The sequence below is a fragment of the Geodermatophilus africanus genome (assembly GCF_900107105.1).
GTDB lineage: Bacteria > Actinomycetota > Actinomycetes > Mycobacteriales > Geodermatophilaceae > Geodermatophilus > Geodermatophilus africanus.
The window spans coordinates 115,388-136,926 of the sequence record NZ_FNOT01000012.1 but is presented as its reverse complement, the minus strand read 5'-3'; the positions used below and the strand labels follow the sequence as shown (position 1 = coordinate 136,926).

19 protein-coding genes and 1 pseudogene are annotated in these 21,539 nt (G+C 71.7%); 11 read left to right on the top strand and 9 right to left on the bottom strand.

The window, feature by feature from the left end; genetic code table 11:
- The 3 genes from BLW63_RS19410 to BLW63_RS27005 form a co-directional block, all read right to left on the bottom strand.
- The coding region (locus BLW63_RS19410) for an IS110 family transposase (protein ID WP_139263681.1) at positions 1 to 381 on the bottom strand (381 nt) is incomplete at its 3' end.
- 337 nt (positions 382 to 718) lie between these two features.
- Positions 719 to 1,132: a type II toxin-antitoxin system VapC family toxin gene (locus BLW63_RS27010; RefSeq protein WP_170856867.1), complete on the bottom strand. Its 414-nt coding sequence runs from the start codon at positions 1,130 to 1,132 to the stop codon at positions 719 to 721.
- A complete protein-coding gene (locus BLW63_RS27005) occupies positions 1,129 to 1,380 on the bottom strand; it encodes a hypothetical protein (protein WP_170856866.1) in 252 nt (83 codons plus the stop codon). Before BLW63_RS27005 ends, BLW63_RS27010 begins: the two co-directional genes overlap by 4 nt.
- A 105-nt stretch (positions 1,381 to 1,485) precedes the next feature.
- On the opposite strand from BLW63_RS27005, the gene BLW63_RS19400 reads away from it, so the two are divergent.
- The 5 genes from BLW63_RS19400 to BLW63_RS29020 all read left to right on the top strand — a co-directional run bounded on the left by BLW63_RS19400 (position 1,486) and on the right by BLW63_RS29020 (position 7,047).
- Complete coding sequence (locus BLW63_RS19400; RefSeq protein ID WP_091159924.1) at positions 1,486 to 1,701, top strand: excisionase family DNA-binding protein; 216 nt, start codon at positions 1,486 to 1,488, stop codon at positions 1,699 to 1,701.
- A gap of 41 nt (positions 1,702 to 1,742) precedes the next feature.
- Positions 1,743 to 2,870 carry a site-specific integrase gene (locus tag BLW63_RS19395; RefSeq protein ID WP_091159921.1) on the top strand — a complete coding sequence of 376 codons (1,128 nt, stop codon included), beginning with the start codon at positions 1,743 to 1,745 and terminating at the stop codon, positions 2,868 to 2,870.
- 638 nt (positions 2,871 to 3,508) lie between these two features.
- The gene (locus BLW63_RS19385) at positions 3,509 to 5,230 is read left to right on the top strand and encodes a purine-cytosine permease family protein (RefSeq protein ID WP_211517188.1); all 1,722 of its coding nucleotides are present in this window, start codon (positions 3,509 to 3,511) and stop codon (positions 5,228 to 5,230) included.
- Between the two features lie 215 nt (positions 5,231 to 5,445).
- Positions 5,446 to 6,708: a formamidase gene (gene fmdA, locus BLW63_RS19380; protein WP_091159915.1), complete on the top strand. Its 1,263-nt coding sequence runs from the start codon at positions 5,446 to 5,448 to the stop codon at positions 6,706 to 6,708.
- Between the two features lie 66 nt (positions 6,709 to 6,774).
- Positions 6,775 to 7,047 carry an FmdB family zinc ribbon protein gene (locus BLW63_RS29020; protein WP_091159913.1) on the top strand — a complete coding sequence of 91 codons (273 nt, stop codon included), beginning with the start codon at positions 6,775 to 6,777 and terminating at the stop codon, positions 7,045 to 7,047.
- 493 nt (positions 7,048 to 7,540) lie between these two features.
- Here BLW63_RS29020 and BLW63_RS19370 read toward each other — a convergent pair whose 3' ends face one another.
- On the bottom strand, positions 7,541 to 9,331 hold the full coding sequence (locus BLW63_RS19370) for a glycoside hydrolase family 15 protein (RefSeq protein ID WP_091159910.1): 1,791 nt from the start codon (positions 9,329 to 9,331) through the stop codon (positions 7,541 to 7,543).
- A 205-nt stretch (positions 9,332 to 9,536) separates the two neighbouring features.
- Positions 9,537 to 9,683: a hypothetical protein gene (locus BLW63_RS27000; protein ID WP_170856865.1), complete on the bottom strand. Its 147-nt coding sequence runs from the start codon at positions 9,681 to 9,683 to the stop codon at positions 9,537 to 9,539.
- A 94-nt stretch (positions 9,684 to 9,777) separates the two neighbouring features.
- On the opposite strand from BLW63_RS27000, the gene BLW63_RS19365 reads away from it, so the two are divergent.
- The gene (locus BLW63_RS19365; protein WP_091159907.1) at positions 9,778 to 10,014 is read left to right on the top strand and encodes a hypothetical protein; all 237 of its coding nucleotides are present in this window, start codon (positions 9,778 to 9,780) and stop codon (positions 10,012 to 10,014) included.
- A gap of 448 nt (positions 10,015 to 10,462) precedes the next feature.
- Here BLW63_RS19365 and BLW63_RS29015 read toward each other — a convergent pair.
- Positions 10,463 to 11,251 (bottom strand): annotated as a pseudogene (locus tag BLW63_RS29015) (DUF6933 domain-containing protein); the annotation flags it as partial.
- A 508-nt stretch (positions 11,252 to 11,759) separates the two neighbouring features.
- On the opposite strand from BLW63_RS29015, the gene BLW63_RS19350 reads away from it, so the two are divergent.
- From BLW63_RS19350 to BLW63_RS19340, 3 genes are read left to right on the top strand one after another with little or no spacing between them, the layout of a single operon-like run.
- Positions 11,760 to 12,746, top strand: coding sequence for an ATP-binding protein (locus BLW63_RS19350; RefSeq protein ID WP_139263677.1), 987 nt, complete (start codon positions 11,760 to 11,762; stop codon positions 12,744 to 12,746).
- A 51-nt stretch (positions 12,747 to 12,797) separates the two neighbouring features.
- The gene (locus BLW63_RS19345; protein WP_091159898.1) at positions 12,798 to 13,502 is read left to right on the top strand and encodes a GAF and ANTAR domain-containing protein; all 705 of its coding nucleotides are present in this window, start codon (positions 12,798 to 12,800) and stop codon (positions 13,500 to 13,502) included.
- A gap of 59 nt (positions 13,503 to 13,561) precedes the next feature.
- On the top strand, positions 13,562 to 14,296 hold the full coding sequence (locus BLW63_RS19340; protein WP_091159895.1) for a GAF and ANTAR domain-containing protein: 735 nt from the start codon (positions 13,562 to 13,564) through the stop codon (positions 14,294 to 14,296).
- Positions 14,297 to 14,364: 68 nt separating this feature from the next.
- Here BLW63_RS19340 and BLW63_RS19335 read toward each other — a convergent pair whose 3' ends face one another.
- Positions 14,365 to 15,021 (bottom strand): ANTAR domain-containing protein, encoded by a 657-nt coding sequence (locus BLW63_RS19335; RefSeq protein ID WP_342028717.1) that lies wholly within the window; start codon positions 15,019 to 15,021, stop codon positions 14,365 to 14,367.
- A 339-nt stretch (positions 15,022 to 15,360) separates the two neighbouring features.
- On the opposite strand from BLW63_RS19335, the gene BLW63_RS19330 reads away from it, so the two are divergent.
- Positions 15,361 to 15,678: a hypothetical protein gene (locus BLW63_RS19330; protein ID WP_091159892.1), complete on the top strand. Its 318-nt coding sequence runs from the start codon at positions 15,361 to 15,363 to the stop codon at positions 15,676 to 15,678.
- A 265-nt stretch (positions 15,679 to 15,943) separates the two neighbouring features.
- On the opposite strand, the gene BLW63_RS19325 is transcribed toward BLW63_RS19330, so the two are convergent.
- Positions 15,944 to 16,663 carry a GAF and ANTAR domain-containing protein gene (locus tag BLW63_RS19325; RefSeq protein WP_170856864.1) on the bottom strand — a complete coding sequence of 240 codons (720 nt, stop codon included), beginning with the start codon at positions 16,661 to 16,663 and terminating at the stop codon, positions 15,944 to 15,946.
- Positions 16,664 to 17,366: 703 nt separating this feature from the next.
- On the opposite strand from BLW63_RS19325, the gene BLW63_RS19320 reads away from it, so the two are divergent.
- Positions 17,367 to 18,506 (top strand): glycosyltransferase family 4 protein, encoded by a 1,140-nt coding sequence (locus tag BLW63_RS19320; RefSeq protein WP_091159886.1) that lies wholly within the window; start codon positions 17,367 to 17,369, stop codon positions 18,504 to 18,506.
- A 69-nt stretch (positions 18,507 to 18,575) separates the two neighbouring features.
- On the opposite strand, the gene fxsT is transcribed toward BLW63_RS19320, so the two are convergent.
- Complete coding sequence (gene fxsT, locus BLW63_RS19315) at positions 18,576 to 21,170, bottom strand: FxSxx-COOH system tetratricopeptide repeat protein (protein WP_091159884.1); 2,595 nt, start codon at positions 21,168 to 21,170, stop codon at positions 18,576 to 18,578.
- Positions 21,171 to 21,539 lie beyond the last annotated feature (369 nt).

The following is a 21,539-nucleotide window of genomic DNA, read 5'->3' as shown; positions in this document are numbered from 1 at the left end:
CCGGCGGATCCCCGGCGGCGGCACGAACGACGGGCGCAGCAGGCCGTGCTCGAGCAGCTGGGCGATCCACTCGGCGTCCTTGACGTCGGTCTTGCGCCCGGGGACGGCCTTCATGTGCGCGGCGTTGAGCAGCCAGACCTCCATGACCTCTTCCAGGCAGTAGAACGGCGCCTTCCAGTAGGTCGAGGTCGACTCCATCGCCGCGATCGTCACCCCGTGCTCATCCAGCCAGTTCCGCATCACCCCCAGCGCGCGGGTGGTGGTCTTGACCGTCCGGGTCTCACTCACCCGGCGACCGCCGGGGCCCGGGATCCGCATGCAGACGGTCAGCGACTCCTTGCCAATGTCCAGCCCGGCGACCCGCTCGAACAGCACCTCCACCGCGACCACTTCCTCCCTGACGACGGTCGGTGGACGCCGTCCGGAGGGTCCTCTGCCAGGACACAGACCCACGCGCTCGCAGCAGCAATCAGAGGCACCCGAGGACCCCGCGCCATACACCTCAACGGGCTCTCCCGCGCCAGTGTGTTCCGACGTCGCCGGACGACCGGAGCATTCTCATCCCCAAAGGCGGCGATTCAAGATCGCAAACCGATACACCTCATGCACTCCGGCTGGGAGAACTCGTTGTGACGGGTTGCCCGACGCGCCGAGGAGGGCAGGATCAGGCGCTCGGCGAGGTGGTCCGCGAGTGCCCGTCGCGGCTGGAATGGTCCGGTCACCACACGACTTCGACGGCACCGGTCTCCGCGACCGCGGTGATAGCTCGGTCCTTGGTGACCAGCGGGATGCCGAGGTCGATCGCCGTGGCCGTGATTAGCCGGTCCCAGGGGTCCCGGAGCGCGGCCAGTCTCGCCGAGTCGAAGTGCGCCACGACGGGGCCCGTGATCGCGGCCGAGCTGATGTTCCAGCTCGGATCCTCGGTGACCGCCCACCAGTGCTGGACTTCGGCCGGGCTGAACCGACCGGACCGCTGGAGGTAGTGCAGGTCGAGGCGGCTGGCCACCGAGACGACGATGCCGCCGTCGGGGTCCTGCTGTGCTTGTTCGAGAACCTCTCGGGCCCTCACGCTCAGGCGCTGATCGGCCTCGAGGAACCAGACGAGAGCATGCGTATCGGCGACGGCCCTCACCGGTCGGGGAATGTAGGACCGGACTCGACGTCCTCGACGGCCAGGCGGCTGGCCGCCTCGAAGTCCTCCCAGGACACCCCAGGGAGCTGCCCCCGGAGCGCGCCATAGGCCGGTCGGATCGGGGAGCGGTCGACCTCGGCCACGATGCGCAGGTGCGCGCCCGGCCGAACACCGTGACGCGCCAGCTCCTCGGGTGCGATGCCGCCGTCGGCACCCACCACTACCTCGAAGCCGGCATCCGCGCTCATCGCTCTCGATGATCACACGGTGCGCCGGTGACCGGAAGGGCGAACAGGAGGATTACCGGAGGACTACAGGAGAAGTACCGGGGGACTCTCGCGACGCTCGACCCCATGACGACACGACCGGCCCGAGGTCAGGATCGCGACCGGGGTCCGCTGCTGAGCATCGCCCAGGCCGGCGAGTACCTCGGCACCGGTGAACGGTTCATCCGCCGGCTCATCACCGAGCGCCGCATCGCCTTCGTCAAAGTCGGCAAGTATGTGCGCCTGGAGCGGTCGACGCTAGACGCCTTTGTGGACGCCGGCCGTGTCCACAGTCAGCGGTGACGACGGCGGACAACCGCTGACGCTCCGGGCACGGTCGCAGCATGGCCAAGCGGACCTTCGGGTCGGTCGACCGACTCCCGAGCGGCCGCTACCGCGCCCGGTACGTCGGCCCCGACGGCCGCCGCCACGCCAAGGTCTTCAACGCCAAGGCCGACGCGTGGGCCTGGCTGGCAAGCCAGCAGACCGACCTCCTCCGCAAGAGCTGGCGCGCTCCGAACGCCGTCCACCGCACCGTCGGCGAGTACGCCGATGATTACCTCGCCCGCAACGACCTCCGCGAAAGCACCCGCATCCTCTACGCGGGGCTGTGGCGCCACCATCTCCGTGAGGCATGGGCTGACGTCCCCGTCGACGAGGTCACCCCGGCCGCCGTCCGCTCCTGGCACAGCAAGGCCAGCCGGACGTCGGGCCCGACAGCGCTGGCTCAGTCGTACCGGCTACTGCGCGCCATACTCAACGTCGCGGTCGCCGACGAGGTCATCTCCTCCAATCCGTGCAGGCTGCGCGGTGCCGGCACACCGAAGGCCTCCCGCCCCTCCCGCGCACTCACCGCAGCCGAGGCCCTGCAGCTGGCCGAACAACTGGGGCGAGACCGGCGGACCGAGCGCTACCGCGCACTGCTGCTTGTCCTCGCCTTCGGCGGTCTGCGGTTCGGTGAAGCCACCGCGCTTCGCCGGTCCGACGCCCTGGCCGGTGGCCGAGTGCGCATCGAGCGCTCGGTCCGTCGCGTCGGCGGCCGGTGGGTGGTCGGCGAACCGAAGACCGACGCCGGACAACGCACCGTGACCCTCCCCGCCGCGGTCGCAGCGGTACTGGAGGAGCACCTGGAGAAGCACGTCCTTAGTTCTCCAGACGCCCTCCTGTTTTCCACCAGTTCCGGCGGCTACCTGGCCCGCAGCAACTGGAACTCGACCTTCCGCCGCGCGGCTCACGCCACCGGGCTACCGGCGGTCAGGCCACACGAGCTCCGCCACACCGGCGCGACCTTGGCCGCGGCCACCGGCGCAACGACCAAGGAGCTCATGCGCCGGCTGGGCCACTCCTCCCCCGCCGCTGCGCTCATATACCAGCATGCCGCTGACGACCGCGACGCCGACATCGCCCGCGCGCTCGACGCCATGCTGGGTGCGATCACCGAGGCGCGCGACGGCAACGAGCGGCCGCAGTAGCCCGAGTGGCGATTGGTCACATAGTGGTCACGCGGGCCTGTCCAGACACCCAAATATGCCGCTGACCAGCGCAGACAGTCCCGCAGCGTCCCGCCTTCCAAGCTGGCCATGCGGGTTCGATTCCCGTCACCCGCTCCAATGCGATGTCCCGGGACACCTGTCGCAGGTGTCCCGCGACACGGTTCACGTCCGGGCGGTCTGCGGTGCCCCCGAGGACTTGATCCTCCCGACCCATGAGAGCCTCCCTCGGACTCGGCGCGGGACACGCCGTCCGTTGCGGGCGAGCCTGGCAGGGACGGTGAAGAGCCGGGTGCGCAGCCGTTCGAGCTCCCACCGGTGTGCCGGGAGGCCGTGCGGGGCAAGCGTCTGCATCCAGGCCGTCAGTCCACAGGCCAGGGTGACGAGCTCAGCGGCGCCACGGCGGTGGCCGGTGGAAGCATCTCCGCCGACTGGCGGCGCGTGACCACATCACTGGGCCACGCAGCAGCGGGCCATGATCGCAACTCGGAGCGGGTAAACAATTCCGGGCGATCACGAAACGGCGGGTACATCGCCGGGAATCACGCGACGCCTAGTTTTCTCCTGGCACGCAGGGACGCGCGCATTCATCGCTCTCCCGCCTACTCAGGAGATTCCAGATGGCTCAGCGCGAGGCTGTCCACAATCCGCCCCCGGCCGGCTCGTCGGCCCCGGACTACGCCACCGGTCGAAGCGTCGACGCCGCTACCCGGGAGACGCTGGAGGACTACACCCTCCGGTTCGCTCCACGGCACTATCGGCGGTGGACGCCAGGAGTCGTCGCCATCTCCGCCCTCGGCGGGATCGCCTACCTCGCCGACTTCGCGATCGGCGCCAACATCGGCATCGCCTACGGCACCACCAACGCCCTGTGGGGCATCGCGATCTTCGCCGTCGTCGTCCTGCTGACCGGCTTCCCGCTGGCCTACTACGCGGCCCGCTACAACCTGGACCTCGACCTGGTGACCCGCGGCAGCGGCTTCGGCTACTACGGCTCGGTCGTCACCAACGTCATCTTCGCGACGTTCACCTTCATCTTCTTCGCCCTCGAGGGCGCCATCATGGCCCAGGGACTGGAACTCGGGCTCGGCATTCCACTGTGGCTGGGGTACGCCCTGTCCACCGTGATCATCTTCCCGCTCGTCATCTACGGCATGAAGGCACTCGCCACGTTGCAGGTGTGGACGACGCCGCTGTGGCTGGTGCTCATGGTCCTGCCATTCGCCTACCTCGTGATCAGCCACCCGGAGTCGGTCGGGGACTTCTTCGCCTACCAGGGCGAGGACGACACGGCGCCGAGCGTGGGCTCGGCACTGCTGGCCGCCGGCGTGTGTCTCTCACTGATCGCCCAGATCGCCGAGCAGATCGACTACCTGCGGTTCATGCCGCCCAAGACCGCAGCCAACCGGCGCCGGTGGTGGGCCGCCGTCCTCCTTGCCGGCCCCGGCTGGGTGCTGTTCGGTGCGGCCAAGCAGGTGATCGGCCTCTTCCTGGCGGTGTACCTCATTGCGCACGTCGCCGGCGCGGCAGCGATCGCCAACCAGCCGGTGCACCAGTTCCTGGAGATCTACCAGGACCTCGTGCCCGCCTGGCTGGCGATGACCCTGGCCGTCGTCCTGGTGGTGATCAGCCAGGTCAAGATCAACGTCACCAACGCCTACTCCGGGTCCCTGGCCTGGACGAACTCCTACACCCGGGTCACCGGACACTACCCGGGCCGGCTGGTCTTCCTCGGCGTGAACCTGCTCATCGCGCTCGTGCTGATGGAGGCGAACATGTTCGACTTCCTCAACACCATCCTGGGGTTCTACGCCAACTGCGGCATCGCCTGGGTCGTGGTCGTGGCCAGCGACATCGCGATCAACAAGTACCTGCTGGGCATCTCCCCCAAGAAGCCGGAGTTCCGTCGCGGCATGCTCTACGCGGTCAACCCGGTCGGCTTCGGGTCGATGCTCATCTCCGCCGGCATCTCGATCCTGGTCTTCTTCGGGGGCCTCGGTGAGACCCTCCGCCCCTACTCACCGCTGGTGGCGATCGTCCTGGCCCTCGTGCTGCCCCCGATCATCGCCGTGGCCACCCGTGGCCGCTGGTACCTGCGGCGAACCGACGACGGCATCGACCTGCCGATGTACGACGAGGACGGCAACCCCTCCGACCAGGTGCTCACGTGCCACGTCTGCGGCCAGGACTACGAGCGTCCCGACATGGTCGCCTGCCAGGCGCACGGCGCGCACATCTGCTCCCTGTGCCTGTCGACCGACCGGACCGGCGAACACGTCCTGCCGGAGGAGCAGCCGGCGTCCGCCTCCCCGCAAGCAGTCACCACGGAGCCGACCCCGTGACAGCGGGAATCCCGGCGACCGGTCGGTGCCCCGGCACGCTGGATCCGGCACAGCGCCAGGAGCCTTGGGTGGACCCGGCAACGTCGAGCCGCGCTATCGACCCCGGCACAGGGGCGCCCCGCTCCGGCTTGTGACGTGGCGGCCCCGCCGGCCGGAGGCTGCCGGACCACATTCCTTCCGTGACCCCGTCCAGCACCGCAACGAAGGAGTCCCCCGTGCCCGAGGTCATCTTCGAGGTCAGCCGTGACCTGAGTGTGTCGATGCGCGATCAGGTGGTGCCCGGGCACAACCGGTGGCACCCGGACATCCCACCGGCGGCGACGGTCAAGCCCGGCGCCTCGTACCGGATCGAGTGCAAGGACTGGACCGACAACCAGGTCCGCAACAGCGACGACGCCGATGACATCCGAGACATGAACATCGACCCCTGCCACATGCTCAGCGGTCCGTTCGCCATCGAAGGCGCGGAGCCCGGTGACCTGCTGGTCGTCGACATCGTCGACATCGGGCCGTTCCAGGAACAGCCCTGGGGCTACACCGGGGTGTTCGCCAAGGACAACGGTGGCGGATTCCTCACCGACTACTCCCCCCAGGCGTCGAAGGCGATCTGGGACTTCGACGGCATCTGGACCAGCTCCCGGCACGTGCCCGGCGTCCGCTTCATCGGCAACTCCCATCCCGGCCTCTTCGGCTGCGCCCCGTCCCCAGATCTGCTCACCGAGTGGAACCGCCGCGAGCAGGCCCTCATCGACGCCAACCCCGACCGGGTCACCGGCGACGCTCCCGCCCACCCCGGCGACGTCCCCGGCGCACCCCAGGTCCCCGCCCTCGCCCTCCCTCCGCTGCCCCAGGACGCGCTGCTGGGCACCCTGTCCGGCAGCGCGTTCGACCAGGCCGCCGCGGTGGCATGCCGCACCATCCCGCCCCGCGAACACGGCGGGAACGTCGACATCAAAGACCTCGGCGTCGGCAGCCGGGTCTACATGCCCGTCTACGTTCCCGGCGCCAACTTCTCCATCGGCGACCTGCACTTCGCCCAAGGCGACGGCGAGATCACCTTTTGCGGCGCCATCGAGATGCCCGGCTTCATCGACCTGCACTTCGACCTGATCAAGGGCGGGATGGACCGCTACACGCAGACCATGCCCTTCTTCAAGCCCGGCCGCGTCGGCCCGAACTACTCCGAGTTCCTCACCTTCGAGGGCATCAGCGTGGAGGACGGCCGGAACTACTACATGAACGCCACCGTCGCCTACCGCCAGGCCTGCCTCAACGCCATCAACTACCTGATGCCCGCCATGGACTGGACCTTCGAGCAGGCCTACCTGTTCCTCGGGGCCGCCCCCATCGAAGGACGCATCGGCGGCGTCGTGGACATCCCCAACAGCGCCGTGTCCCTCAGCATCCCGCTGTCCATCTTCGACCGGAACATCCTTCCCAGCGGCGCCGGCGGCGGGCGCGACCTGACCGCCGAGTGACCCCCCACCGGTGCTCCGGGCCCAACCGGCCCCGGGCCATCGGCCAACCCCACCGAGAGGGGCACCGTGCCGGCCTACGAGTTCCGCTGCTCTCGATGTGGCCCCTTCGACCTCCAACGCCCCATGCGAGAGGCGACGCACGCCGCGTCCTGCCCCACCTGCACGCGGACCGCCCCCCGCAGCTACGCCGTCCGCGGAGGGGTCGGCCTGACCGGTCCCCTGCGCGGCGCCGGCCGGGCCGACCGCGACCGGGTGGACCGCGCTCGCAGCGGTGAGCCGACCGTCACCGGCGTCCGGACGGGAAGGCGGCTCCCGAGGTCCGGCGGGCACGGCCATTGACTCCGCAGTGCTGACGACTCCGGACCGGGCGGGTCCACCGGGTCGTCCACGACCAGCTGGGCCTCGGCTTCATGCGGACGGAGTGCCGCCAGTTGTCCCGGCAGGTCATCGAACAGCTCCCGGACGCCAGAGCGCTGGGCGTGATCCACCGGACGAGCAGCACCCACACGTGCGGGGCTAGAGAGGACGTGGACCCCCGCAGCGTGGTCGAGGGCCGCAGCCGAGGCGTCCTCGGGACCACCGCGCTGCAGCGCTCTCCACGGGCGCACGGCTCGGGCACCGGCCGCAGAGGACCGGTTCGCGCCCCCCATGCAGGTCGATGCCGCGCTCCGCTCCTCCCGACGGCCGGCCGTCAGCGCCGGAGGCGTGTACGGAACGCCCGGAGGAGGATGACCATCCGGCCGCGTCGAGCCCTCCGAGCACCGGCCCGGACCCATCCGCGCCGACGCTGTGCCGGGCGTTCCTCAGGGGGCGGTCACTGGTCACGTGTCGGTCAGCTGACACCCAGTGCCCGGTCGAGATTGACCGCGGCACTGATCAGTGCGAGATGGGTGAAGGCCTGCGGGAAGTTGCCGAGTGCTTCGCCTGAGGGGCCGATCTCCTCGGCGTAGAGGCCGACGTGGTTGGCGTAGGTGAGCATCTTCTCGAATACCATCCGCGCCTCTCGGGTCCGGCCGGCCCGGGTCAGCGCCTCGACGTACCAGAACGAGCAGAGGTTGAAGGTTCCCTCCGTCCCCGTCAGCCCGTCGTGCCCGGTCATGGCGTACCGGTGGACGAGGCTGTCGGACACCAGCTGCTCGCCGATCCGGTCCAGCGTGGACAGGAACCGCGGGTCGGTCGGACCGGAGAACTTGACCAGGGGCATGCACAGCAGCGAGGCGTCCAGGGCGGTGCTACCGGGATGCATCATGTACGCCCCCCTGGCCGGGTCCCAGCACTCGTCCTGGACGAAGCGATACGCCGCGCCGGCCAGCTTGCGCCACTTGGACACGGGGGCGGGCAACCCGCGGTCCCGGGCGAGCCGGCCGGCCCGCTCGAAGGCGACCCAGGTCATCAGCGCCGAATACGTGAAGCGCTGGCGGGGGCCACGGACCTCCCAGATGCCTTCGTCGGGTTCCTGCCAGTGCTGCGCCAGCCAGTCCAGCCGCTTGGACAGCCCGGTCCAGAGGTCGTAGGAGATCGGCACCTCGCGGTTGTAGAGCCACACCGAGTCCATCAGTTCCCCGTAGACGTCCAGCTGCCGCTGTCCGACGGCGTTGTTACCGATCCGGACCGGCGCCGAGCCGCGGTAGCCCTCCAGATGGTCGAGTACCGTCTCGGGAAGGTGTTCACCGCCGTCAACCGCGTACATGATCATGACGTCCCGCTCCCGGGTCGCGGTCTCGCAGCGTTGCTGGATCCAGTCCATGAAGGCCGCGGCCTCGTCGAGGAAGCCCAGCGTCATCAAGGCGTACGTGGTGAACGCGGCATCCCGCAGCCAGGCGTACCGGTAGTCCCAGTTCCGGGTGCCGCCGAGTTCCTCGGGCAGTGAGGTCGTCGGCGCGGCGACCAGCGCGCCGGTGGGGTGGTAGACGAGCAGCTTCAGGGTCAACGCGGAACGCTGCACGGTCTCCCGCCAGCGACCCCGGTACCGGGACTGAGCGACCCACTGCTGCCAGAACTGGGAAGTTTCCTCGAAGTGCCGTTCCGTCTGCCCGGGCTCGAGCGGCCGCACCTCGCCGCGCCACTCCAGCTCGAGATCCACACCCTCGCCCTCGTCGAGGACGAACGTGGCCTCCACACCGCCGCCGTCGTCGACCTTGAGCGGCACGGACGTGCGCAGCACACACGACCCGGCGGCGGACCGGAAAACGGCACCGACGCCCTCGACGACATCAACGCTGTGCGAGACGCGGCCGTAGTCGAATGCCGGCCGGCAGGACAGCTCGAACGTCGCCCGCCCGCGGACCGCGCTCGCGCGCCGCACCAACAGATCGCGGGGCACCGCCACGCTGCTGGTCTCCGGGACCATGAAGTCGACGACCTCCCCCACTGCCTCCGCCCCGAGGAAGCGGGTCAGCAGGATGTTGGTGTCGGGTAGGTACAGCTGCTTGGGTCGGACCGCTGTGCGACACGACAGCGAGAAGGACCCGCCCCGCCGGGCGTCGAGCAGCCCAGCGAATAAGGAGGGAGCATCGAACCGGCCCGGGCAGTACCAGTCGATCGTGCCGTCGGTCCCCACCAGAGCCGTCGTGCGCAGATCACCGATGATCCCGTGCTCCTCGATCGGCAGATAGGCGGTCACGCGACCACCGCTGCACGTGCACGAAGGGCGACCGTAGGTGCCAGCCGCGCGGCTGGTCGGGGCGTTGTCTCGCTCACAAGGCCCTCCGAAAGGGTGCGGCGGTCGGGCACCAGTCCGTATCGGGCGACCATGCGCCGCCGCCCGATACGGCACGGATGATGGTCTTTCCGTGTGTCACCACCCGGCCCGCGGCGTGAACTGCCGGTTACGCCGCGATCCCGTGCCCGGCCGGACGGCACCCGGAGAGTGACCGCGCCCGGCTCGAGGACGTCTCGCCGCTGGCGTCGGTGAAGCGGATCGCCGTGCCGCTGGTCGTCGTCCCGGCGAACACGGCGTCAGCTGTTGTGTCCACGTTCGGGCGACACGCCCGCCGCGACCCGCGGTCGATCGCAGGATCGCTGCGCAGCCGTAGCACCCGCGTCATGTAGCAAGGCGACGCTGGGGGCATGACGACCAGCCTGTACGTGACCGGCACCCACGTCGCGTCGGTCGAGCACGACCCGCACCGGGACGGCCGGGACCTGCGCCGCGCGGTGACGTTGGCCCACGCCGTCGCCCGGCCCGTCGTCGACGGGCTCGCCGCGTCAGTCTGCGGCGTCCTGGTCACCGCGATCGCCGACATGGACTGGCACGACGTCGGGGCCGTCTCCCGGTGTGCGGAGTGCCAGCGGATCACGGAGTGAACCTGACGCCGACGACCGGGCGGGGACATCGCGCTGCTCGAACTCACCCCGAGTCGGACACCGCGCCAGAGTCCTGCCGGCCGACCGGAACCTCGTCGCCGACCGCCGGTCCGGACCTGGCCAGGTTCGCGTCCTGGAGCTGCGCGTAGGTCACCGTCGTGTCCCAGCGGTGCCCACACCGGGTGTCGGAGCACTTCCACTGGTCGATCAGCGTCAAGTGCGCCATGTCGGCCCGCCAGAGGTGGTGGACGTCTGAGGAGGCGCACTGAGGGCATCGTGTCACGGGGACATCCCCAGGTCCGACCGCGACGAGGAGCCGGTCGGACCGGCCGCCACCCGCGCGGCTCGACCCGCGGTCGGCTCAGGCGGGACTGGGGGCCGGAAACGGAGCCACTTCGCCCTTCGCCGGGAGAAGTCCGCGGCAGTCAGCCGGCAGCCGCCGGGGCAGTCAACGGCGACCAGGGCGCCGTCGCGCCAGCCGACAGCTGCGGACAGCCCGCACCTCGGACAGGTCTCCCAGGTGACGCGCTCGCCAGCACCCATCCGGACCTCTTCCTGGCCGCGGTTCGAAGACCGAAGAGATGGAGCCGGACCGCCCAGCTGAGTCCGTGAGGCTCCAGGATCGGCGCGGCATACCCACTGCGCCCCGCGTCAACCACGCGACGCGCAGCACCTGAACAGGAGTGGCTTGCTCGACGACCCTCGACGGGCCCCGCTGACCGACTGACACAGACACGGCCGGCACCCTCGACAGCGGCGAGGACCCGAACACCGACATCTGCCACGTCCTCGAAGAGGCGCGGAGGCACGGCCTCGCCGGAGCAGACGGTCCGGTGATGAGGGCCGCGAGTTCCCGGTCGGGGCTGATGTGTCGCTGGAACAGCGGCCCGCAGGGGGTTGTGGCCAGCCGCTGGGAGAGGCGCATCAGGTCGGGCCGCTCAGCCCGGTGCGCGCCGGCGAGGAACGCGAATTCGTTCATGACGCCGACCAGGCTGCGGTTGGCCGTCGGGGCCCCTCGGTGGTCCAGCGCGTCGACGTGTTCGGCCTCGATCAGAGGTGCGGGCACGCCGTGGGCGGACAGCAGCTCGGCGAGCGCGTCGGCGAGTCGGTGCAGCAGCGTCTTGGCAGGGGCCAGCGGCATGACGAGCGGCAGCAGTGTTCGTTCGTTGACGAACGGGACGACCGGGCGGCGCCACCGGAGCACGGTGGCGTACCAGGCGCCGAGCATTGTTGTGGACGTTTCGTCCGGCCCCGGCGGCCGGTCCCGGGACTCGGTCCCGGAACGCTCGGGTGCCGTGGACGATGATCACGATGGGCACTGTCCGTTGCAGGGCTCCCGGACGGAAGTGAGCCGCTCGCCAACTACGCCGCGACGACCACCGCGGCGTGATCAACTCCGGGGATCTGGCCAAGATCCTTGACACAGCCCACCCGTAGGGCAACGCCGTGTCCCCGGGCAGGCCTCAGCATGCCCTGCCAGATCCCGGCCGTCCGACCGTCGACGAGTCGAGGGCGTAGGATCCGAGACCTGGGAGCGGCGTTTCCGCTCATGGGTGGCCCCGGACCCGGCGACCTCACCGGCTTCATGGGGAGAGTGCCGTGCGTACGTCCGTGGCCACCGGTTCCTCGGGTCGCAGGTCCGGTCCCGCGCGGCGTGCGGGCGTCGCCCGGGCTCGGAGGTGCGACGGGCGGCGGTCATCGAGTCTCGCGCGCGCCGCGCTGACCGGGCCGTCCGGGTGGACACCGTGATAACCGGGAAGCAGCTCCGTGCCGTGCTGGGCAACGGAGGGCAGGTGGTGGACTCCGTCACCCAGCACGTGGGGCGCATCGTCGACGTGGTGCTGAACCCGCAGAGCTACGAGCCGGCCTGGGTCATCGTCGCGTGCGAGCGGGGCCCGGTGGTCGTGGTCCCCCTGGCAGCCGCACGCCGGCTCGACGGCTGTCTGCAGCTGCCCTACGCCGTCGCCGACGTCCGACGCGCCCCCGACACGGAGGAGCTCGTCGGCCGCCTGACCCCGGAGCGGGCAGAGGAACTAGCCGGCTACTTCCACTCCCCTGACGGCCACGCACACCGCTCCAACGGCCACCGGGCGTCCGGGGGCCACACGCCTGGGCGGCCACGACGTCAGGCCTTTCCGGAGGCCCCGGCAGGCACCGCGCCCGCGCCGTTTCCCGGGACACCGGCATCGAGCACCGACGGCCATCGGCGCACGACCGCCGCACCACCCGAACTCGTTCCGATCCTTCGCGGGCTCAGCATGCGGACCGGCCGCGACGCCCCGGTCGCCTACCCAGGATCCGCTCCGCGGCCGTGGCCGCTGCTGGTCACATCGTCGCCCGGACCACCGTGGTGGGAGCGGCGCCAGTGGCGCTGGCCGTCAGCAGTGAGCTCGGTCCGGACGATGCGGCTGGAGCTGCGGGCGCTCCTCGACACCACCGGCCTTCCCGCCGACGATCTGGACGACCTGACCCTGGCCGCCTGCGAAGCCGCCGCCAACGCCGTGGAGCACGCCCGGTCCTCCGACCAGCGCTACTTCGATGTGCTCACCGAGGTCGGCGAGGACTGGGCAGGCATCGTGGTGCAGGACCACGGCCGCTGGCGGGCTCCCTCCGGCGCGAGCGACCGCGGCCGTGGGCTGCGCCTCATGGACGTCCTGGCCGACACGGTGCTCAGCGTCGGGGCACGGGGCACGACGGTGGTGCTGCGCAACCGCCCGGCACGGTCAGGCTGAGCACGCCCGCCGGCGACATGCCGGCTACGTCGGGACAGCCCGGAGGTGAACGTGGCGTCGAAGCGGGTGAACGAGATCCTCAGCGCGGCCTGGGTCGAGTCCCCCAACGGCACCGATCTGCCGACCAGCCTGGCCGCCGCGTGCGTTCGCGCCCTGCCGGTCAGCGGTGTGGGCCTGGCCCTGATGACCGACGAGGGTCCGGCGGGGATCATCGCCGCGACCGACGGCGCGGCGATGGAGCTCGAAGAGCTCCAGTTCACCCTGGGCGAAGGCCCGTGCGTGGACGCCTCGCAGACCGGCCGCCCGGTGCTGCAGCCGGACCTCGCCCGGACCGCGCCGCTGCGCTGGCCGGCCTTCGCCGGAGGAGCGCTGGAGGCCGGCGTCCGCGCCGTCTTCGCGTTCCCGCTGCGGGTGGGCGCCATCCGGGTCGGCGTGCTGGACCTCTACCGCGACCGCGCCGGCCCGTTGTCCGGCGATGAGCTCACCGAGGCGTTGTCCTTCGCCGACGCGGCGACGCTGGTCCTGCTGCATGCGCAGGCCGGGGCGCCCGTGACGGGTGCGGTCCCGGTGCTCGACGAGCGGGCCGAGGTGCACCAGGCCACGGGCGTGGCCTCGGTCCAGGCCGGCGTCGGGCTGGCCGAGGCGCTGGTCCTGCTCCGGGCCCGGGCCTTCGCCGAGGGACGGCCGCTCCGTGACCTGGCGCGGGACGTCCTCGACGGGGCGGTCGACTTCGGGCAGGCCGACGACGATGGTTGAGAGCAGGACGCGGTGACCGGACAGACGGCGAACCCGGTCGACCGGGGCGGGAGGAAATGATGGCGCGAGAACAACGCCTCGCGGAGGTCTTCGTCGAGCTCGCGGACACCCTCGTGGAGGAGTTCGACGTCGTCGAGTTCCTGCAGATGCTCACCGAGCGCTGCGTGGAACTGGTCGACACCGACGCCGCCGGCCTGATGCTCGACGACCAGCGCGGCCACCTGCAGGTCGTCGCATACACGACCGAGTCCGCCCGGCTGCTCGAGCTCTTCGAGCTCCAGCGGGCGGAAGGCCCCTGCCTGGACTGCTTCGCCACGGGGCGGGTGATCGCCAACGTGGACCTGGCCGACTCCAGCAGCCGGTGGCCGGTGTTCACCGAGGCGGCGCTAGGCAGCGGATTCACCTACAGCCACGCGCTACCACTCCGGCTGCGCCGCCAGGTGCTGGGCGCGCTGAACCTGTTCACCGTGGAGCGGAAAGCCCTCACCGCCGACCACCTCGCCGTCGCCCAGGGCATGGCCGACATCGCCACCATCGGCCTCCTGCACGAGCGGGCACTGCACGATCAGGTCGTGCTCGCCGAGCAGTTGCAGGCCGCCCTGCACAGCCGGATCTTGATCGAGCAGGCGAAGGGCGTGCTGTCGGCACGCGCGGGCATCAGCGTGGGCGACGCGTTCAGCCGCATGCGTAGCCACGCCCGGCGGGCCGGACTACATCTGACCGGCGTTGCGGAGGCAGTGGTCGCCGGCACCCTCGGGCACGAGGACCTCCAGCCGGTGACGGGCGGCTCGTGACGCCGACAGGTGAGGTGTGTCCCGGCGGGCGGTCGGCCCCACCCTGGCCGGGCGGTGGCGTCTGCCGGTCAGGCCGGAGGGGTGCGCTGGGTTTCGTCGACGACGTCCTGGGCGATCTCGCGGAGCTTCCGGTTGGCGGTGTTGGACAGCTGCACGAGCAGGTCGAAGGCGGCGTCGGGAGAGATGCGGTGCTGGCGCATCAGGATGCCTTTGGCCTGGTCGATGACGGCCCGGGAGTCGAGGGCGCGCTGCGGGTTGGCGGCCAGGTTGGCCGTGCTGGTGTAGAGGTCGGCGTTGGCCAGCGCCACCGCCGCGTACGAGGCGAAGGCGGCGGCCAGCTCCCTGGTCGTGTCGTTGAAGGCAGCCTCGTCCGTGCCGTAGATGTTCAGCGCGCCGATGGTCCGCCGCTGCACCGGCAGCCCGGTCGACAGGGCATAGGTGATGCCGTGGCGGCGGGCGATCCCCGCGACATCCGGGTAGGCGGGGCTGTCGGCGGTGTTGTCGATCGCGATGGTGGTGCCGGAGAGGCCGCGTCGACGCACGGGCCGAACCCGGCCTCGTACTGGCGTTCGTCGAGCTGGGCGGCCGACGAGCCGGTGAAGACCACGCTGGCGACCTTGTCGTCGTGCAGGAGGGTCACCGATACCTCGGCTGCGCCGGGGATGGTCTGCTTGGCCAGCTCGGCGACCCGGGCCAACGTCTCGGACAACTGCTGCTCCCAGCATGATCTTGCTCAGTTCGGCGACGGCGATTCTCGGATCGCGCGACGGCTCACCGCCGACGTCAGGTGTGGACACTGCAGGGCTCCGCTTGGCGGGAGGACTGTTCTGTCGAGCCTCGCGGCAGCCCCACTGGCGGCGTCATCGACCGCTCACGAGCGAGAAGTCGGGACGAGTTCGCCGGCAGCCGCGCCGTGCACCGCCGCCGAGAGCCGATCGTCGGCGCATCGCCGGTGCCCTTCCGATCAGTACGAGTGTCCGGTCGGCGGGCGCCGGACCCATTCCACGGCATGCGAGCCCGGCATGTCCTCTCGACCGCGACATCTCCCTGGGAGAGGTTCTGCAGTGCACGCCCCCACCGCTTCTGTCTGCTCGCTCACCGTCCTCGCCTGGCGTCTGGGTGCCCTGCCCCTGCCCGACCTGTGGTGGCGGTACATCGAGCTGGGCGGAAACTGCCGGCAGCTCCCCGTCGCCGCCTACCTCGCCGGGACCGCCACGTGGCCGGACCCCGAGCACAACGTCCTCGCCCACGCCCTCAACGAGGCCCTGTGGGAAGTGGGCTGTCCCAGCCTGGCCCCATACCGAGGCCACGTGGATCTCGAACCCGAACCCCCTGCACAGCTGCCGCTGGACCTGCCCGTCAAGCGTCCTGAGCGTCCCTGACTTCCCCCTGCTCGCCCCGTCGACCCCGACTACCGGCGTCGGGAGTTGGAAGCCGACCCAACGCGGTACCGCTCCGCGGCCAAGGTGTAGCCGAGGGCGGCCCAGCCGAGCACCGCTCCAGGGGCAACTCTCGGTGAGGCCCGTCGGTCGTGAACCCGGCCCGCGGGGGCAGCCCTACCTGTGAGTGACGTCCCACCCTCGAGCTACCAACGCCAAGCCGCAGCAGCTGGGCACACCCGCGGCCCTGTCGCGGTCGATTCCTACCTCAGCGAGTGGCGTGCGGTGGACTGACCCCCGTGTCGACGACCCGCCGGGCGACGTCGATCAGCTTGGTGTTGTTTCGCTGAGAGGCGTTGGCCAGCACCTCGAACGCCCGGGCCGCCGTGATCTTGTGGCGCTCCATGAGGATTCCCTGAGCCTGCCCGATGAGGTTCCGGGTCACCAGCGCCCGCTCGAGGTGGTGCCGGTCGAGACTCCGCTCGTAGGCGGCCGCGACCTGCACCGCCAAACTGCCTGCCACGGACATCGCGTCCGGACCGAAGGCGTCGACGTCGCGGCCGTAGATGTTGACCGAGCCCATCGTGCCCTGGTGGGTGTAGAGCCGGAGCGACAGCATGCTCCGCACCGCGAGATCGGCGGCAACCGTCGGCCCCCAGCGGGGCCAACGCCGCTCGACGCTCAGGTCACGAGTGTGGACGACGTCAGAGATCCGCACCGCATCCAGGCACGGTCCCTCGCCGAACTGGTACTGCAATGCGTCGCCTGCGCTGGCCAGTCCGTTCGAGGAGGCGGCGGTAGAGACCGTCCGCTGCTTGTCCACGAGCGCGATGCTGACGCTGCTCGCTCCTCCGATGCTCTCGTTGGCGAGCCGCACGGCGTACTGGAGAACGTCGTCGACACTTTGCTTGGCCAGCAGCTCCCGAGCCACCCGGTCGATCAGCGCGATCGGTGTGGAGCTCGCGGGGCTCCTCCCCTCCCCGGTCACGTCCACCCTCTTTCACGACCGGTGACCGGGCCCCGCTGTTCGAGCCCGGACTGTTGAGGCCAACGGAGTCTCGCTGATCGCCCCGAAGAAGTCGAGCCCGCCTGGGCAGGGCGATCGGCGCCAGCGCGCAGTCGCGATCACCGACCCCCTGGGCCACCTGGCAGCTGAGCAGGCGCCCCTCACCGGTTCAACCGCCTCGTTGACACTTGCACGTCGCAGTCCCGGGCCGCCCACCAGCAGGGACGTCACTGCGAGGCGGTGACCGCGGCCGGCACCGGATCGACGTCCATGAGCCACCCAGTCAGAGCTTCCTGCGACCGTTGCCGTCAGGTGGAGGGATCCACCCCGGCTGCTCCCTCTGGTCGAGGACCTCTCAGCCTCGTGTTCCGCCCGATCGGTCAGCGCGCCTCTGCGCGGTCGATCGGCGTGAACACCGGGCACCAGACCTTGGTTCGGCGTCCCAGTACCAGATTGGGTGCCACTGGGGGACGAGGCGGGGTCACGGGGTGTCGAGGACCCTGACCCGAGGCGCGGCTGTCGCCGGGTGACGGGGCTGCCCGAGGCCGGCCATGCGGATGCCGTTCCGTCACCCGCTCCACCTCCCCCGCCGATCCCTGGGCCGCTGACGAGTCGTGCGACCGCGTCGAGCCGATACCGTCGGCAGGCACCCCAGCCGCGGGTCCCGTCCTCTCCGGAGTGACCCATGACCGCTTCCCGGCTCGACAGCCCCGCCTGTCCGCGCAGCACCGAGACGCCAGGGCCCGTGCTCCTGGTCGTCGACTCCCTCGACGGCGGCGGCGCACAGCGCTGCGTCGTGGACCTCGCGGTCGCCCTGCGGCGGCGCGGCCGGCCGGTGCACGTGGCCTGCACGACCGGCGGGGGCGGCGCCGCGGCCCTGGCCGACGCCGGGGTCCCGGTGACCGTCCTGCTCGACCAGCCGCCCGGACGCCGGGCTGCCGGCCGGCCCGAGCGGGTGCTGCGCGAGCTGGTCGCCGAACTCCACCCGGCCGTGGTCCACGCCCACCTGTTCGCCAGTGCGGCCGCGGCCGCACACGCCGTCCGGGGGGCGGCGGTGCCGCTCGTGATCACCGAGCACACCGAGGGGCCGTGGCGGGACCAGCGCGCCCGCGCCCTCAGCGGCCTGGTCTACCGGCGCGCCGACCGCGTGCTCGCCACGTCCACCGCGATCCGCGACCGGCTCGTCACCGACCACGGGGTGGCGCCGGACCGCATCGAGATGCTGCTGCCCGCGGCGGCCGCGCTCCCCACCGTCGGCGGTCCGCCCGCGGTGCCCGGGCGCCCCGCGGTCGGGCTGGTCGGCCGGCTGGTCCCCGACACGGGCGTCGACGTCCTGCTGCGGGCCGCCGCGCTGGTGTCGGCCGTCGTCCCGCAGGTGGCGTTCCTCGTGATCGGCGACGGGCCGCTGCGACCGGAGCTCGAGCGCCGCGCGACGGTGCTGGGTCTGGCCGGGACGGTCACCTTCACCGGCCACCGGTCCGACGCTCCGCGCCTGGTCGGCGGGCTCGACGTGCTGGCCGTGCCCTCGCGCGCCGACGGTTCCCCGCTGGTGGTGTGCGAGGCGATGGCCGCCGGGGTGCCGGTGGTCGCCAGCCGGGTGGGCGGGCTGCCGGACCTGGTCGAGGACGGCGGCAGCGGGCTGCTCGTGCGGCCGGGCGAGCCCGAGCACCTCGCCCGGGCCCTGGTGTCGCTGCTGCTCGACCCCGAGGCCGCCCGGCGGCTGGGCGAGCGGGGACGCAGCCTGGCCGCGAGCCGCTCGCACGAGCGGCTGGTCGACCGGGTGACCCAGCTCTACGCGGACGTCGCCCGCGTGCCGGCCGGCTGACCGCCGTCCGCCCATCGTCGTCGTCTCGAACGGCCGGGCGGATGTGCGGCTCCGCCCTGGGCCGGCCGCTCACCCGAGGGGTTCGTCGGGTCGACGTGCCCGGACACCGGTCTGATCCGCCTCACCCGACCTGCTCAGAGCGTGAGCCAGGGCAACGGTGGCGTCCCGGGTGATGACGTGGCCCGGGCCCAGCACTCGGCGGGAGTGCTGCAGGGTCTCCTCGCCCAGGGCCCGGGCCGCCTCTCCCTCACCCACCGCTGCCAGGGCGTCGGTCAGGGCGACCGCCGCCCACAGGGTGTTCCGGTGGTCCGGGCCGAGCACCCGGCGGCAGCGCGGCAGGGTGTCCTCGCCCAGCGCCCGGGCCGCCGCTCCCTCACCCACCGATGCCAGAGCGAAGGTCAGGGCGATGGCCGCCCACAGGGTGTCCGGATGGTCCGGGCCGAGCACCCGGCGGGCGCGCTGCAGAGTCTCCTCGCCCAGCGCCCGGGCCTCCTCCGCCTGACCCGCCTTCTTCAGGGCGTTCACCAGGGCGGCGGCCGTCCACAGGGTGTTCGGATGGTCCGGGCCGAGCACCCGGAGGTGGCGCTCCAGAATGTCTTCGCCGAGGGCCCGGGCCGCTTCCACGTCGTCCGCCGATGCCAGGGCGAGGGCGAGGTTGGTGGCCGCCGACAGGGTGGTCGGGTGGTCCGGGCCGAGCACCCGGCGGCAGCGCTCCAGGGTGTCCTCGCCCAGGGCCCGGCCCGCCTCCTCCGCACCCATCGAGACGCGGGTCAGGATCAGGGCGGCGGCCAGCCTCAGGGTCGTCGGGTGGTCCGGGCCGAGCACCCGGCGGCAGCGCTTCAGGGTGTCCTCGCCCAGCGTGCGGGCCGCGTCCTTCTCGCCCAGCTGGTCGAGAGCGGCCATGAGGGTGCTCGCGGCGGTGAGGGTGTCCGGGTGGTCGGGCCCGAGGACGGACCGCCAGCGGTCGAGCAGCTCTTCGCAGACGACCCGGCTGCCGTGCACGTCCCCTCTGGCCTGCAGATAGTCGGTGGTGTCCAGGACCAGGTGCCGGCCGTCGGAGGAGGAGTCCCCGAGCGGGGCGGTGGCGAGCACGTGCGGAGCGAGCTGCGCGTAGGCCGGCCAGCAGGCCGGGTCCTCCGGGTCGCCGGGGGATGCGTCGGCCAGCAGCGCGAGCACCTGGGTGACGGTGGACTGCTGACGCTCGACGGAGAGCCGCTGACGGATGACCGACTGCACCAGCCGGTGGACCACGAATCCGTCGGGATGGCGGCGGGCCAGGGAGTAGCCGACCAGCGCGCCCACGGTGTCGGCGAGGGCGTCGGGATCGGTGGCGGTGGTGCGCAGCGGCTCGTCGAGCAGCTCCGGGTGGCCGGTCAACAGGGTCGACGGGACGGGCTCGGGGGCGAGGAAGGCGGCCAGTTCCAGCAGCTGCACCGCGGCCGGGTCCTCCCCGCGGAGTCGCTCGACCGACAGCGCCCAGGCCGTGTCGACCCGGCCGGAGTAGCCGAGCACGTCGCCGCGGGCCAGCAGGTCGGCTCGGCGGGTGCGAAAGCGGCGCAGGTAGTCGATCGCCGGCAGATCGGTCTGCTCCAGGTAGCCGGCGGCCTGCGCAGCGGCCAGCGGCAGGTCACCCAGCTCGGCGGCGAGCTTGTCGGCCAGCTCCTCGTCCAGTTCCGGGATCCAGGCCCGCAGCAGCGCGATCGTCTCCGCGCGGGCCAGCACGTCGACCTCCAGCCGGCCACCCAGTGCTCCCCAGCCCGGGAACCGGGAGGTGACCAGCACGTGCCCGGCGCCACCGGGCCGGAAGCCGGCGATGTCCTGGGGGTGGTTGGCGTTGTCGAAGACCAGCAGCCACCGGTCCCGGTCGCACAGCTCCGCCAGCAGCCGCTCGACCGTGTCGGCCACCGTCGGACCAGGCGGCAGGTCCAGCCGGACGGCCAGGCAGGCGAGCTGGTCGGCGATGAGCACCGGCTGCTCGGCGTCGAGCCACCACACCAGGTCGTAGTCGGCGGCGAACCGGTGCGCGTACTCGATCACCAGCTGGGTCTTGCCCACCCCGCCCAGCCCGTAGAGGGCCTGCACCACCAGCGTGCCCTCGCCGGCGCGCAGCCGACGGCGCAGCTCGGCCAGCATGCCGTCCCGGCCGGTGAACCGCGGATTGCGCGGCGGCATCCGCCACACCTCCGGCAGGCGGCCGGCGAACCCCGGTCGGTCGACGGGTGGACCCCGGCGGGGGAACGGTGGTGGGCCGGTCGGGCGGAGGCCGGCCAGCCGCGCCCGCAGCCGGGCCGCCGCCGCCGCCTCGTCCAGGCCGGTGAGGTCCAGGTGGATCAGCGGCGCGTACAGCGCCGGCAGGGTGACCGGCTCGACCAGCACCGGAACGATCCGCCCCGCGTCCGCCATGCGGTGGCCGGCGAAGGCGGCCCGAAGCTCGGCGCCGCCGTACACCGACGTGAAGTAGGCCTCGGTGCACACCGCCAGCACCCGGTCGGCGGACTCCAGTGCCGCGGCCATGCGGGCCACGAAGTCCTCTCCCGGCGCCCAGTCCCACACGTCCAGCTCGACGGAGTAGCCGGCCTCCTGCAGCTGCCAGCCCAGCCACTCGGCCCACGCGGTGTCCCGGCCGGCGTGACTGATGAAGAAGTCGGTGCCCCGACCGCTCACGCTTCAGCCCTACACCCATAACCAGCCGTAGGCGAGACTCCCGCGCAGGAGAGACACGGGAGCCGCGTCGGCGGACCTCGGTGAGCCGCTAGGGCGCGCGAAGCGGATGCCGCGTCGTCACCAGCACCGCCGGAAGGCCACAGCACGCGCCGACGGGGCTGGAGCGCAGGCACGGGCACCCGACTCGAGCCGGAGCGCGCACGGTCACCGCACCGACACCGGCCGGTGCGCCACCGACCTGCGAGGTGGGTGCCGGATCCGCCCCGGCCGAGCGGCTGTCGCATGAGGTCACCCCACCCGGCGTGCCGAGCCGGTCGCTGCGCGTCGACTCGCTAGGGCGCAGCCCACGGCCCGGGAGCACAACGCCAG

Coding starts and splice junctions, on each gene's coding strand:
- BLW63_RS19395 (WP_091159921.1), top strand. CDS start 1,743: ATGGCCAAGCGGACCTTCGGGTCGGTCGACCGACTCCCGAGCGGCCGC.
- BLW63_RS19400 (WP_091159924.1), top strand. CDS start 1,486: ATGACGACACGACCGGCCCGAGGTCAGGATCGCGACCGGGGTCCGCTG.
- BLW63_RS19385 (WP_211517188.1), top strand. CDS start 3,509: ATGGCTCAGCGCGAGGCTGTCCACAATCCGCCCCCGGCCGGCTCGTCG.
- BLW63_RS19365 (WP_091159907.1), top strand. CDS start 9,778: ATGACGACCAGCCTGTACGTGACCGGCACCCACGTCGCGTCGGTCGAG.
- BLW63_RS27005 (WP_170856866.1), bottom strand. CDS start 1,380: ATGAGCGCGGATGCCGGCTTCGAGGTAGTGGTGGGTGCCGACGGCGGC.
- BLW63_RS19340 (WP_091159895.1), top strand. CDS start 13,562: ATGGCGCGAGAACAACGCCTCGCGGAGGTCTTCGTCGAGCTCGCGGAC.
- BLW63_RS19320 (WP_091159886.1), top strand. CDS start 17,367: ATGACCGCTTCCCGGCTCGACAGCCCCGCCTGTCCGCGCAGCACCGAG.
- BLW63_RS19335 (WP_342028717.1), bottom strand. CDS start 15,021: ATGCTGGGAGCAGCAGTTGTCCGAGACGTTGGCCCGGGTCGCCGAGCT.